Annotated in this window: 12 protein-coding genes and 1 tRNA gene; 6 read left to right on the top strand and 7 right to left on the bottom strand. The window is 74.1% G+C overall.

The window, feature by feature from the left end; translation table 11 throughout:
- The 3 genes from NJC10_RS05145 to NJC10_RS05135 form a co-directional block, all read left to right on the top strand.
- Positions 1-1,347: DNA-processing protein DprA (locus NJC10_RS05145; protein WP_413466395.1), on the top strand; the 1,347-nt coding region annotated here is incomplete at its 5' end.
- Complete coding sequence (locus NJC10_RS05140) at positions 1,344-2,336, top strand: tyrosine recombinase XerC (RefSeq protein WP_298984511.1); 993 nt, start codon at positions 1,344-1,346, stop codon at positions 2,334-2,336. The genes NJC10_RS05145 and NJC10_RS05140, both read left to right, overlap by 4 nt.
- A gap of 127 nt (positions 2,337-2,463) precedes the next feature.
- Positions 2,464-2,967, top strand: a complete 504-nt coding sequence (locus NJC10_RS05135; protein WP_319075000.1) for a DUF3145 domain-containing protein — start codon at positions 2,464-2,466, stop codon at positions 2,965-2,967.
- A 78-nt stretch (positions 2,968-3,045) separates the two neighbouring features.
- On the opposite strand, the gene NJC10_RS05130 is transcribed toward NJC10_RS05135, so the two are convergent.
- The 6 genes from NJC10_RS05130 to aceE all read right to left on the bottom strand — a co-directional run bounded on the left by NJC10_RS05130 (position 3,046) and on the right by aceE (position 10,923).
- Positions 3,046-4,290, bottom strand: coding sequence for a beta-ketoacyl-[acyl-carrier-protein] synthase II (locus NJC10_RS05130; RefSeq protein ID WP_319074999.1), 1,245 nt, complete (start codon positions 4,288-4,290; stop codon positions 3,046-3,048).
- A gap of 143 nt (positions 4,291-4,433) precedes the next feature.
- Positions 4,434-4,679, bottom strand: a complete 246-nt coding sequence (locus tag NJC10_RS05125; RefSeq protein WP_248115047.1) for an acyl carrier protein — start codon at positions 4,677-4,679, stop codon at positions 4,434-4,436.
- Positions 4,680-4,740: 61 nt separating this feature from the next.
- Complete coding sequence (locus NJC10_RS05120; RefSeq protein WP_319074996.1) at positions 4,741-5,793, bottom strand: beta-ketoacyl-ACP synthase III; 1,053 nt, start codon at positions 5,791-5,793, stop codon at positions 4,741-4,743.
- Between the two features lie 52 nt (positions 5,794-5,845).
- Complete coding sequence (locus tag NJC10_RS05115) at positions 5,846-6,763, bottom strand: ACP S-malonyltransferase (RefSeq protein WP_319074994.1); 918 nt, start codon at positions 6,761-6,763, stop codon at positions 5,846-5,848.
- Positions 6,764-6,842: 79 nt separating this feature from the next.
- The gene (locus NJC10_RS05110) at positions 6,843-8,033 is read right to left on the bottom strand and encodes a helix-turn-helix domain-containing protein (protein ID WP_319074992.1); all 1,191 of its coding nucleotides are present in this window, start codon (positions 8,031-8,033) and stop codon (positions 6,843-6,845) included.
- A 139-nt stretch (positions 8,034-8,172) separates the two neighbouring features.
- On the bottom strand, positions 8,173-10,923 hold the full coding sequence (gene aceE / locus NJC10_RS05105; RefSeq protein ID WP_319074990.1) for a pyruvate dehydrogenase (acetyl-transferring), homodimeric type: 2,751 nt from the start codon (positions 10,921-10,923) through the stop codon (positions 8,173-8,175).
- Between the two features lie 268 nt (positions 10,924-11,191).
- On the opposite strand from aceE, the gene NJC10_RS05100 reads away from it, so the two are divergent.
- The 3 genes from NJC10_RS05100 (at position 11,192) to NJC10_RS05090 (ending at position 12,201) form a co-directional block, all read left to right on the top strand.
- The gene (locus NJC10_RS05100; protein WP_248115042.1) at positions 11,192-11,623 is read left to right on the top strand and encodes a DUF3052 domain-containing protein; all 432 of its coding nucleotides are present in this window, start codon (positions 11,192-11,194) and stop codon (positions 11,621-11,623) included.
- Positions 11,616-12,137 (top strand): redoxin domain-containing protein, encoded by a 522-nt coding sequence (locus NJC10_RS05095; RefSeq protein ID WP_319074987.1) that lies wholly within the window; start codon positions 11,616-11,618, stop codon positions 12,135-12,137. Before NJC10_RS05100 ends, NJC10_RS05095 begins: the two co-directional genes overlap by 8 nt.
- Positions 12,128-12,201, top strand: a tRNA-Val gene (locus NJC10_RS05090). The genes NJC10_RS05095 and NJC10_RS05090 overlap by 10 nt, the downstream gene beginning before the upstream one ends.
- Positions 12,202-12,270: 69 nt before the next feature.
- On the opposite strand, the gene NJC10_RS05085 is transcribed toward NJC10_RS05090, so the two are convergent.
- Positions 12,271-13,044 (bottom strand): C40 family peptidase, encoded by a 774-nt coding sequence (locus NJC10_RS05085; RefSeq protein WP_319074985.1) that lies wholly within the window; start codon positions 13,042-13,044, stop codon positions 12,271-12,273.
- Positions 13,045-13,147 lie beyond the last annotated feature (103 nt).

The raw sequence follows: 13,147 nt of genomic DNA, 5'->3' as shown, positions 1-13,147 counted from the left end.
TCCCACCCCACCCCCACCTCCGCCTCCGCCCGCCCCGACGGCGCCCGTGTGGCCCGCGCCGCGCTCACCCGGCTCGTGGAGCCCGGGGACGAGCTTCCGGCGCACGCCGTGGCAGCGTTCGGCCCCGAGCGGGCCCTCGCGCTCCTCACCGGCCGCGCGGCACTGCACCCCGCCGAGCGGGACCTCCTGGCGGAGCACACCGGCGCGCCGGACGGCCTGGCGCGCCGGTGGTCCGCCGGGCTGCAGCGATGGGCGCCCCGCGCCGCCCATCTGGACCCCGAGCGCGACCTCGTCGCCCTGCACCGTCTGGGCGGCGGCCTGCTCATCCCGGAGGACGACGCCTGGCCGGCCGCACTGGAGGACCTCGGCGAGAGCGCCCCGCTGGGGTTGTGGTTCCGCGGGACGGGCGCGCTGCCCGCTGCCGGCCGCACCCTCGCCGTGGTGGGCAGCCGCGAGGCCACCGCCTACGGCCGCGCGGTGACGCGCCAGTTCGTGGGCCACGCTGTCCGAGCCGGCCTGTGCGTCGTCTCGGGTGGGGCATACGGGATCGACGGCGCCGCGCACCGCGCAGCCCTCGACGCGGCCCAGGAGCGGGGCGGGGCCGGGGGAGCGGAGGCGTCCGCCCCGACCATGGCCGTGCTGGCCAGCGGCCTCGACCGCTTCTATCCGGCAGGCCACGAGGAGCTGCTCCGAGACGTCATGGAGGCCGGGCTGCTCCTCTCGGAGATGCCGCCCGGAGCGAGTCCGACGCGCCACCGCTTCCTCCAGCGCAACCGGCTGATCGCCGCGCTCTCCGGCGCCGTGCTCGTGGTTGAGGCGCGCTGGCGCTCCGGCGCGCAGAACACCGCCGGCCACGCGATGGGCCTCGGCCGGGAGCTCGGCGTCGTCCCGGGGCCCGTCACCGCGCCCAGCTCCGCCGGCTGCCATCGCCTGCTGAAGGAGACCCCGGCGCGGCTCGTGATGGACGAGGACGACGCCCTCGCCCTGCTGGACGGCGTACGCCGTCCCGCTGGGAGGGGCGCCCCTGGCGGGACGGCCGCGGACACGGGCACGTCCCGGGCGCCCGAACCATCCGTGGCGCCCACGTCGGCGCCGGGGACGAGGGGGGAGCGCCGGCAGCGGCACGCCGAGCGGCCCACGGACGCCCTCACCGTGGAGGAGCTGCTCGTCGTCGACGCCCTCCCGCTGCGCAGCGCCGTGCCCGTGGACCGCCTCACCGTCACCGCGGGCCTGGCCCTGCCCACCGTGCTCGCCGTCCTCTCCCGCCTGCAGCGGGCCGGGCTGGCCGAGCGCGTGGAGGACCGCTGGCGGCGCGCACCGGGCGGGGGTGGCACAGTGGAGGGATGAGCACCCGTCCTCGCGCCACAGGCCCGGCGGCCGAGCCGTCCGCGGCCGTGCCCGCGCCCTCGCCCCGGGACGCGGCGTGGCTTGAGGCGTACGCGGAGCACCTGACCCACGAGCGCAATCGCAGCCCCCGGACCGTGTCCGCCTACCGTGCGGACCTGCGCCACCTGGCCGCGCACGTGGGCCCCGGTCAGGATGTCTTCGCGGAGGTGGACGTGGAGGACCTGCGCGGCTGGCTCGCCGCCATGGCCCACGCCGGCCTGGCCCGCACCACGCTGGCCCGCCGCGTGGCCGCCGTGCGCACGTTCATGGCGTGGCTGCGCCGCGAGGGCCTGCGCCACGACGATCCGGCGCTGCGCCTGCGCTCTCCCCGGCCGGACTCCTCCCTGCCGCACGTGCTGCAGGACCTGCAGACACGCCGCCTGCTGGACTGGGCCGAGGCCCGCGTCGCCGAAGCGGAGGAGGGCGACGACGCCGTCGCCCGCGCTGTCGCCCTGCGCGACGCGGCCGTGCTCGAGCTCCTCTACGCGACGGGAGCCCGCGTCGCCGAGGTCGTGGCCCTCGACCGGGACGACGTGGACCTGGAGCGCCGCGTGGCCACCCTCACCGGCAAGGGCGACCGGCAGCGCACCGTCCCGTTCGGCGGTCCCGCCGCGCGGGCGGTCCACCTCTGGTCCTCCGCCGGACGCCCCGCCCTGCTCACGGGGGAGTCCGGCCCCGCCCTCTTCCTCGGCGCGCGCGGCGGGCGGCTCGGCGTGCGGCAGGTGCGGGCCGTCGTCGACCGCGGGCTCGAGGCGCTCGGCGACACGGCGGCCCGCGGCCCGCACACCCTGCGCCACACCGCCGCCACCCACCTGCTCGACGGCGGTGCCGACCTCCGCACCGTCCAGGAGCTGCTCGGCCACTCGTCCCTGCGGACCACGCAGGTGTACACCCACGTGTCCATCGACCGCCTGCGGGAGGGCTACCGCCAGGCGCACCCCCGCGCCTGAGCGCGACACGCCCTCAAGCCGGGACCATTGCCCGCCCCCGGGCCCTCCGGCACAATGGCCACAGGAGTTCCGTCGTCCGCGGCGTGGTCGTAGGGGAAGACGCACCGCATCGCTCCCGGAGGAACCCATGGACACCATCACCACCCGCGGCGTGGTCCACATCCTCTCCGCACCCACCGCGCTGTGCCCCCACGTCGAGTGGGCCCTGAGCTCCGTGCTCGGCGGCCACACCGAGGTCGAGTGGCAGGCGCAGCCGGCCGCGCCCGGGCAGCACCGCACGGAGCTGCACTGGCGGGCCCCGCAGGGCACCGGAGCGTCGCTGGCCTCGGCGCTGCGTGGCTGGCCGCACCTGCGCTTCGAGATCACCGAGGAGCCCTCCGCCGGCGCAGACGGGTCCCGGTGGTCCCACACCCCGGACCTGGGCATCTTCCACGCGGCCACCGACGTCTCGGGCAACATCATGGTCTCCGAGGACCGGATCCGCTTCGCCTACGAGCAGGGCGCGGGCGACCCCACGGTCGTGTTCCACGAGCTCTCACTCGCCCTGGGCGAGGCCTGGGACGAGGAGCTGGAGCCCTTCCGCCTCGCCGCCGCGGGTGCGCCGGTGCGCTGGCTGCACCGCGCGGGCTGACACCGCCCCCCTCGCCCGCACCCCCTCACGACGACGGCGCCCGTCCCGCGTGGGGACGGGCGCCGTCGGGCGTGCGGGTCAGACCCCGCGGAACACGGCCACGGCATTGTGGCCGCCGAAGCCGAAGGAGTTGTTCACCGCCACGCGGTCCCCCGCGGGCAGGCGGCCCGGCTCGCCGGTCACGACGTTGAGCGGGATCTCGGGGTCCTGGTGCTCCAGGTTGATGGTCACGGGAGCGGTGCCGTGGTGCACGGCGAGCACGGTGAGGATCGACTCGATCGCGCCGGACGCCCCCAGCAGGTGGCCGGTCTGGGACTTCGTGGCCGAGACCAGGACGTCGTCGAGGTGGTCTCCGAGGACTGCCTTCAGCGCGAGGTACTCGGGGGCGTCTCCCTTGGGGGTCGAGGTGGCGTGCGCGTTCACGTGGCTCACCTCCGAGGGGTCCACGCTGGCACCGCGGAGGGCGGAGCGCAGGGCCCGGGTGGCGCCGAGGCCCTCGGGCTCCGGGGCGGTGATGTGATGCGCGTCGGAGGAGACGGCGGCGCCGATCAGCTCGGCGTACACGCGGGCGCCGCGGGCCTTCGCGTGCTCCCCGGACTCCACCACCATGACGCCGGCACCCTCGCCGAGGACGAAGCCGTCGCGGTCCACGTCGTAGGGGCGGGAGGCGGCCTGCGGGTCGTCGTTGCGCTTGGACAGCGCCTGCATCGCGGCGAACGCGGCCATCGGCAGCGGGTGCACGGCGGCCTCGGCGGCCCCGCACAGCACGACGTCGGCCTGGCCGGAACGGATGAGCAGCAGTGCGGTCTCGAGGGCCTCGGTGCCCGCGGCGCAGGCGGAGACCACGGTGCGGGCCCCGGCGCGGGCGCCGAACTCGAGGGAGAGGGCCCCGGCCGCGCCGTTGGGCATGAGCATGGGGACGGTCATGGGCAGCACACGGCGCGGCCCGCGCTCGCGCAGGGTGTCCCAGCCGTCGAGGAGGGTCCACACGCCGCCGATGCCCGTGCCGAAGGCGACGGCCAGGCGGTCGTGGTCGATCTCGGCGCCCTCGAGCCCGGCGTCCTTCCAGGCCTCGCGGGCGGCCACGGTGGCCATCTGCGTGCCGGGGTCCTGGCGCTTGGCCTCGACCCGGCTGAGCACCTCGGCGGTGGGCACCGCGAGCTCCGCGGCGAAGGTGACGGGCAGGTCGTACTGCTCCACCCAGTCGTGCTCCATGGTGGCGGCGCCCGAGACGCCCTTCAGCGCGTTGGCCCAGAACGTGGGCACGTCGCCGCCGATGGGGGTGGTGGCGCCGAGGCCGGTGATCACTGCGGTGCGGGTCATGGGTCTGCTGCCTTCGTCTCTCGGGGGCCGGGGTGCGGGTGCCCCGGGCGAGCGGGGGCCGGAGGCGCCCGGATCGGGCGCCTCCGGCACGGTCCTGCGAGGCACGGCGGGCCGAGGGGCCCTCCGCACGGGGTGGGCCTGGATCAGGCCTGGGCGCCGTCGATGAAGTCCACGGCGTCCTGGACGGTCTTGAGGTTCTTGACCTCCTCGTCCGGGATCTTCACCCCGAACCTGTCCTCGGCGTTGACCACGATGGTCATCATGGAGATCGAGTCGATGTCGAGGTCGTCGGTGAACGACTTCTCCGGCTGCACGTCGGCCGTGTCGAGGCCGGTCTCCTCGTTCACGATCTCGGCGAGGCCGGCGAGGATCTCTTCCTTGGAAGCCATGGGGCGTCTCCTTCAGGTAGGTGTTTCGGTGTACTGGGTCAGTGAATCAGATGCGCACGCCTCAGGGGAGGCGCACCACCTGGGCTCCGTAGACGAGGCCGGCGCCGAAGCCGATCTGGAGGGCGAGGCCGCCCGAGAGCTCGGGGTGCTCGGCGAGCAGGCGGTGCATGGCCAGCGGGATGGACGCGGCGGAGGTGTTGCCCGCGTCGGCGATGTCCCGGGCCACCACCACGGACTCCGGCAGCGCCAGCTGCTTGGCGAACTCGTCGATGATGCGCATGTTGGCCTGGTGCGGGATGAAGGCGGCCAGGTCGCCCGGCTCGACGCCGGCGCGGTCCAACGCCTCGCGGGCCACCTTCGCCATGGACCACACGGCCCAGCGGAACACGGAGGGCCCGTCCTGGCGCAGGGTCGGCCAGAGCATCTCCTCGGCGCCGGTGATCGCGGAGGCGTCGCCGGTGGTGCGGGCGTGCTCGACGGCGTCGCGCACGTCCAGCTGTGAGCGGGTCATGGAGATGGTCTCCCAGCGCTCGCCGTCCGAGCCCCACACCGAGGGGGAGATGCCGGGCTCGTCCGAGGCGGAGACGATCACCGCGCCCGCGCCGTCGCCCAGCAGGAAGGAGATGGAGCGGTCCGTGGGGTCGATGACGTCGGAGAGGCGCTCCACGCCCACCACGAGCACGTGGTTCGCGGTGCCGGCCCGCACCAGCGCGTCGGCCTGGGCCACCCCGTAGCAGTAGCCCGCGCACGCGGCGGAGACGTCGTAGGCGGGGGCGGGGGTCGCGCCGATCTCGTGGGCCACCAGGGCTGCGGCCGAGGGGGTGGCGTGGGGGAAGGTCACCGTGGAGACGATGACGGCGTCGAGGTCCGAGCCCTCCAGTCCGGCGGAGGCGAGGGCCTCCCGGGCCGCGTCGACGGACATCGAGACCACGGTCTGGTCCGCGGTCGCGCGCTGGCGCGTGACGATGCCCGTGCGCTGCCGGATCCACTCGTCGGAGGAGTTGATGGGCCCCACGAGGTCCTCGTTCGGCACGAGGTTCGCGGGACGGCAGGCGCCGACGGCGACGATGCGGCTCGCCGCGGGGCGGTCCAGCTGCTTCAGGGTGACGGTCATGATGCTCTTCTCTGCGTCTGTTCGTCTCTGCGCGGGAGGGGGGCGGCGGTGCTCAGGCTGAGTGCTCGGCGAGGAACGCGCGGGCCGCGTCCAGGTCCTCGGGGCTCTTCAGCGCCAGCGTGGCGGTGCCCTTCAGGCCGCGCTTGGCCAGTCCCGTCAGCGTACCGCCGGGCAGGAGCTCGAGGACGCCGGTGACGCCGCGCTCGGCGAGGGCGTCCATGCACCGGTCCCACCGCACCGGGCGCGTCACCTGGTCCACGATCCGCTCCAGGACCTCGGCGCCCGAGGCGACGGCGGCGCCGTCCCGGTTGGAGAGCAGGGGAAGCCGCGGATCGGCAGGGGAGAGCGTGCGCACGTGGGCCGCCAGGGCGTCCACGGCGGGGGACATGTGCTCGGTGTGGAACGCGCCGGCCACCTTCAGGGGGATCACGCGCGCCCGGGCCGGGGCGCTCAGGTCGGCGAGCGCCTCGAGGGTGCCCGCCGCCACCACCTGGCCGGCGCCGTTGACGTTGGCCGGGGTGAGGCCGGCGGCCTCGATGGCGGCCAGCACCTCCTCCTGGTCCCCGCCCACGACGGCGGCCATGCCGGTGGGCGTGGCGGCGGCGGCCTCGGCCATGCCCGTGGCGCGGACGCGGACGAGCGCGAGCGACTCGGCGGGGGAGAGGACGCCCGCCAGGCCGGCGGCAGTGATCTCGCCGACGGAGTGGCCGGCGAGGACGGTGGTGGCGGGGTCGGAGGCGTCCGCCTCGAGGATGGATCCGGCGACGAGCCCCGCCGCGACGATGAGCGGCTGGGCGACCGCGGTGTCCTTGATGGCCTCCTCGTCCGAGACCGTGCCGTGGCGGACCAGGTCCACGCCGGCGGCGTCGGAGAGCTCCTCCAGGAGCTCACGGGTCCCGTCCATCTCGAGCCAGGGGGCGAGGAAGCCGGGGGTCTGGGAGCCCTGTCCGGGGCACACGATCGCGAGCATGCCCTCCATCGTGTCAGGCGGGCGCGCCTCCCGCCTCCCGCTGCAGGCACGAACCCGCACGGAGACGTTTGGAGGGTTCCTACAAGAGTGGGCGGCCCTCGGCGAGGCGGGACACGGCGATCGCGGTCTGGAGCACGTAGGCGTCGCGCGGCACGAGCGGGTCCCACCCGGTCAGCTCGCTGACCCTCCGGAGCCGGTAGCGGACGGTGTTCGCGTGCACGTAGAGCTCGCGGGCGGTGGCCTCGAGGGACCGGCCGAGGGCCAGGTAGGTGTCCACGGTCTCGAGGAGCGAGGAGCCGGCGTCGGCGAGGGGTGCCCAGACACCGTCCACGAGCGCCTCGCGAGCGGAGGGGTCGCCCATCAGCACGCGCTCCGGCAGGAGGTCCCCGGACGGCGTCGGGCGGGGGGCGCGCGGGTGCGCCGCCGCGGCGCCGAGCCCGGCGAGCGTGTGGTGGGCGGAGACGTGCGCCTCCACGAGCGAGTCCACCACGGGGCCCGCGATCACGGGTCCGGCGGCGAACCACGGGGTGAGCGCCTCGGCGGCGGCCCGGGGGTCGGTGACCGAGCCGAGGACGAGGACGAGACGCTCGGCCTGCACGCCCACCAGGAGGTCGCAGTCGAGGCGGGCCGCCGCGCGGCGCAGCCCGGGCACGTAGGCGGGCTGGTCCTCGCCCGGGGCGGAGCCGGCCATGACCATCACGCAGTGGTCGTCGTGCCAGCCGAGCGCAGTGGCGCGGTGGCGGATCTCGTCCGGGTCCTGGCCGCGCAGCACGGCGTCGAGCAGGACCGCCTCGAGCCGGGAGTCCATGGCCCCGCGCATCTCCGCGGCCCGCGCGTAGACGTCCGCGAGGGCGAAGGCGATCTCCCGCGAGTAGTGCAGGATGTGCTCGCGCATCGCGGCCTGGTCCCGCTCCGCGACGAGGTCCGGGACGGTGGACTCGACGACCTCCACCATGGTGCGGATGAGCTGGAGGGCACGCTGGAGGGACACGGCGCGGCTGAGGTCGGTGGGGGCGGGCCCGAAGACGTCCTGGAGGACGGTGTCCGCGCCGGCCGTCGGCCGTTCGCACCACACCACGAGCCCCTGCAGGGCCCGCTGGGCCACGAGTCCGAGCGCGCTGCGCTCGTCCGGAGTGAGCTCGCGGTACCAGGGCAGGGTCGCGTCGAGGCGCTGCAGGACGGTGGTGTTGAGGGCCCCCAGGTGGCGGCGCAGCCGATCGACACCCTCGGCGCTGACGGGGCGGGGCGCGGCGGCGCGGGGTTCGGGCATGCACAGCATCCTAGGGGCCCGCGACGCGCCCGGTTGTGGGGTTCCTACAGCGGGGACGACGACGGCCGGCCGACCTTCCCGCGTGGGGAGGACGACCGGCCGTCGGGGCGGGCCGACGCACGGGCGCCGGCCGGGGACCTCAGGCGTCGCCGCCGGCGTTGCCGGTGGTGCCCGCGTTGACGTCGCTGAGCCGGTACATCGAGTGCGCCTTCGCCGCGGTGCCCTCCTCGACCGTGCCCTCCTGCTCGAGGAGCTGCAGGGCGCGCACCACCATGGAGTGCGTGTCGATGTGGAAGTAGCGGCGCGCCGCCGAGCGGGTGTCGGCGAAGCCGAACTCGTCGGCGCCCAGCGCGCTGAAGCGCTGGGTCACGAACGGCCGGATCTGGTTGGCCCAGGACGTGGTGTAGTCCGAGGTGGCCACCACGGGGCCCTCGGCGCCCGCGAGCTTCTCCGTCACGAACGGGGTCCGCACCGGGGCGCTGGGGTCCTTGAGGGCGTCCTTCTCGGCCGCGACGGCGTCGCGGTAGAGCTCGTTGTACGAGGTCACGGACCACACGTCGGCGCTCACGCCCCAGTCCTCGGCGAGGATGCGCTGCGCGTCGACCGCCCACGGCAGGGCCACGCCGGAGCCCAGGAGCTGGACCTTCGGCCCGTCGCCCTGGCCCTCGGAGAGGCGGTAGATGCCCTTGAGCAGGCCGTCCACGTCCAGGTCCTCCGGCTCGTCGATGTGAACGATCGGCTCGTTGTACACCGTGAGGTAGTAGATGACATTGCGCACCGCGTCGCCGCGGTCGTGGTCGCCGTACATGTCCTCGAGGCCCTGGCGCACGATGTGCGCGATCTCGTACGAGTACGCCGGGTCGTAGTGCTTCACGGCCGGGTTGGTGCCCGCCAGGACCGGCGAGTGGCCGTCCATGTGCTGGGTGCCCTCGCCCGCGAGCGTGGTGCGACCCGCGGTGGCGCCGATCATGAAGCCGCGAGCGAGCTGGTCGGCCGCCGCCCAGATGCTGTCCGCCGTCCGCTGGAACCCGAACATCGAGTAGAAGATGTAGATCGGGATCATGGGCTCGCCGTGCGTCGAGTACGCCGTGCCGAGGGCGTTGAAGGCCGCGGTGGCGCCGGCCTCGTTGATGCCCACGTGGTAGAGCTTGCCCTGCGGCGACTCCTTGTAGGAGAGGAACAGGTCGCGGTCCACGGACAGGTAGTTCTGGCCCTTGGGGTTGTAGATCTTCGCCGTCGGGAAGAACGAGTCCATGCCGAAGGTGCGGGCCTCGTCCGGGATGATCGGCACGAAGCGCGAGCCCAGGTTCTTGTCCCGCATCAGGTCCTTCAGCAGGCGCACGAAGGCCATGGTGGTGGCGGCCTGCTGCTTGCCCGAGCCCTTGCGGGCCTGCTTGTAGGCCGACTCCGGGGGCAGCGGGATGCGGTGGTAGTCCGCGCGGCGCTCGGGGACGAACCCTCCGAGCTCCTTGCGGCGCTCCATGAGGTACTTCATCTCCGGGGAGTCCGCGTCGGGCTTGTAGTACGGGATCTCGTACGGGTTCTTGTCGATGGCCTCGTCGGAGACCGGGATGCGGTGACGGTCGCGGAAGACCTTGATGTCGTCCGCCGTCATCTTCTTCATCTGGTGGGTGGAGTTGCGGCCCTCGAAGGACTTGCCGAGGCCGTAGCCCTTGATGGTGTGGGCCAGGATGACGGTGGGCTGGCCCTTGTGCTCCATCGCGGCCTTGTAGGCGGCGTACACCTTCTTGTAGTCGTGGCCGCCCCGCTTGAGGCCCCAGATCTCGTCGTCGCTCATGTCCGCCACCAGCTCCTTGGTGGTGGAGGAGCGGCCGAAGAAGTGCTCGCGCACGAAGGCGCCGGACTCGGCCTTGTAGGTCTGGAAGTCGCCGTCGAGCGTCTCGTTCATGATGCGCACGAGCTCGCCCTCGTCGTCGGCCTCGAGCAGCGGATCCCACTCGCGGCCCCAGAGGACCTTGATGACGTTCCAGCCCGCGCCGCGGAAGTAGGACTCCAGCTCCTGGACGATCTTCCCGTTGCCGCGCACGGGCCCGTCGAGGCGCTGAAGGTTGCAGTTGACCACGAAGGTGAGGTTGTCCAGCTTGTCGTTGGCGGCGATGTGCAGCTGGCCGCGCGACTCCGGCTCGTCCATCTCGCCGTCGCCGAGGAACGCCCACACGTGCTGCTCGGACGTGTCCTTGATGCCGTGGTGGTGGAGGTAGCGGTTGGTCTGCGCCTGGAAGATGGCGTTCATCGGGCCGAGGCCCATGGAGACCGTCGGGAACTGCCAGAAGTCCGGCTTCATGCGCGGGTGCGGGTAGGAGGGGAGCGCGTGGCCCTCCTTGGACTTCTCCTGACGGAAGCCGTCCAGGTCCTCCTCGGTGAGGCGGCCCTCGAGGAAGGCGCGCGCGTAGTTGCCCGGGGAGGAGTGCCCCTGGAAGAAGATGTGGTCGCCGCCGCCGGGGTGGTCCTGCCCGCGGAAGAAGTGGTTCAGGCCCACCTCGTACAGGGTGGCCTGGCCGGCGTAGGAGGAGATGTGGCCGCCCACGCCGATGCTCTCGCGCTGCGCGCGCTGCACGATCGCCGCGGCGTTCCAGCGCAGGTAGTTGCGGTAGCGGCGCTCCAGCTCCTCGTCGCCCGGGTACTCGGGCTCCTGGTCGGCCGGGATGGTGTTCACGTAGTCCGTGGTGGTCACGTGGGGCAGGGCGACCGACTGGGCGCCGGCGCGCTGCATGAGGGTGCGCATGATGTACTGCGCGCGCTCCGTCCCGCGCTCCTCCACGAGCCCGTCGAAGGACTCGATCCACTCCGCGGTCTCCTGCGGGTCCTTGTCCGGGAGCTGGTTGGTCAGACCGCTCAGGATCTGGGAGCTCTCTTCGGCTGCGCTCACGGTGCCTCCTGGTGTTCGTGCGGAGGGATGCTCCGCGTCGGTGCTGCTGCACTGGCGGGATACGCCCGCACTGCCGCGCCGCGCCCCCGGACTCGCTCCGGCGGACGGGCGCCTGTCGCGCCCAGCCTAGCGCCGTCCGTGGGCTGCGCGCGTGGTCTGGGACCCGGAGGCCCCGGACGCACGGGCGTAGGGTGGGCCGTGTCACGCACACGCACGGCGCGCGCCCCGCACGGGGCGCATGTCCCGTCCCGGAGGAGGACCGCACACGATGGAGGCAGGGCCGCAGGAGACCCCGGCTGCTCAGGCACGGCTCGAGGAGCTCGGCCTGGCGCCGGGCGACCTGGTGCAGGAGTGGGGGTTCGACGACGACGTCGACCACGGCTTCCGCGCCGCCCTCGAGGCGGCGCTCGGGGAGGAGCTGCTGACCGAGGAGGACCAGGAGCCCGCGGACGCCGTCCTCTTCTGGTGGCGCTCGGATGAGGGGGACGTCACAGACCTCGCCGACGCCCTGGTGGACGCCCAGCGCTCCCTCGACGCCGGCCCCCTCTGGATCATGACGCCCCGCACGGGCCGCCCGGGCCACGTGCCGCCGGCGGACGTGCAGGAGGCGGCCTCCACGGCCGGGCTGCACCCCACCACGGGCTCCGGCGTGAGCGCCGACTGGGCCGCCCAGAGGCTCGTGCAGAAGCGCGGTGGCTGAGGCCCCGGCGCTGCGGGACGACCACGGGCAGTCCTGGTCGTTCCCCCCGCTCGCCGCACCGGACGGCGTGCCGCATCCGGACGACGGAGTCGGCCAGCCCCGGGCGACCTGGCTGGCGTTCCTCCCCGGGGCGTTCACCCCGGTGTGCACCGGCGAGCTCGCCTGGCTCGCGGACCTCGCGCAGGAGCTCGCCGCGGTGGACGTCGCGGTGCGGGTGATCGCGTGCGACGCCGCTCCGGTGCTGCGCCGCGTGCGCGAGGACCTGGGCCTGGGGGAGCGGCTCACGCTGCTCTCCGACTTCTGGCCCCACGGGGCCGCGGCCGCTGCGTGCGATGCGTTCGACCCGGAGACGGGGCGGGCGCGACGGGTCTCCGTGCTCCTGGACGCGACCGGCGTCGAGGTTGCCAGGGTGGCCGCCGAGCCGGGCCGGGCGCGCTCGCGGAGCGCGCACGAGGCGGCGACGCGGGAGCACCTGCGCCGCACCGGTACCCTGGAGTGCAGCGCGGACCTATAGCTCAGTCGGCTAGAGCAGCTCGTTTACGCCGAGCAGGTCGGGGGTTCGAGTCCCTCTGGGTCCACTCGTGTCGATGCGCCGGGACCATGCGCCTGGTCCCGGGGCCGTGGTCGTCGGCCGCGCGGGCCTGCCGTCAGGCCTCGGCGTACCGGGGACGCACCCCGCCGGCGTCGTCGCGCTTGATGTTGATCTCCTGCAGCGTCTCGATGCAGACCGGTCGCCCCACGAAGGGGGCGTGGATGCCGTGCGAGCGCAGCACCGTGTAGGTGAAGCCGGAGCAGTCGATGCCGAACGGGCTGATGCCGCCCCACAGATACGGCGTCCCGTCGAAGGAACGCGCGGTCTCGAAGACCTGCTCGACCGTGCCGAGGGCGGGCTCGCCCACAGCCACGTCCGCGCGGGCGATCCAGCCCTCGCGCTCGTTCGGCAGCAGGATCTTCGAGGCCTTCTCGCCCTGCTCCAGCAGCGGCAGGCGGGTGCCGAAGGGCACGACCACGAGGGTCTGCTCCATGCCCTCGCCGTCGAACACGCCGGTGCTGTCCGCGGTCACGCGCACCACGTGGGCGCCGTCGGCCATCTGGGCGGAGAGGAAGCCGAGATCACGCACGACGTGGGCGCGCGGCACCCAGCTGGTCTGATGGCCGTCGTCGTCCGGCGCGGCCTGGTCCAGGAAGCTCACCTTCGCCCAGTCCCCGGAGAGCTCTCGGACGCTGACGCGGGAGCCGAGGGCGGCCTGGGTGTCGGTGCGGCCGAGCAGCCCTCGCTGCTGGGCCACGTCCACGCGGGAGAGCCGCTGGTCAGGCCGGGCGTCTGCCTTGATGACGGGCTCGTCCGTCCAGCCACGGCCCTGGCCGGGCTTGAGCCAGGCGGTCGTCATGGAGGTGCGCACCACGGCGTCCTCGCCCACGGCGAGGTCCTTGATCCCCGTCTCCGCGACGGGGGACGCCGACGGCTCCGGCGCCGCCGAGCCCCCGCAGCGTGCGGCGGCGGGTGAGCGGGCGTTCTGAGAT

Source organism: Micrococcus sp. M4NT, assembly GCF_033790745.1.
Taxonomy (GTDB): Bacteria; Actinomycetota; Actinomycetes; order Actinomycetales; family Micrococcaceae; genus Micrococcus.
This window is presented reverse-complemented; position numbering and strand designations above follow the sequence as displayed.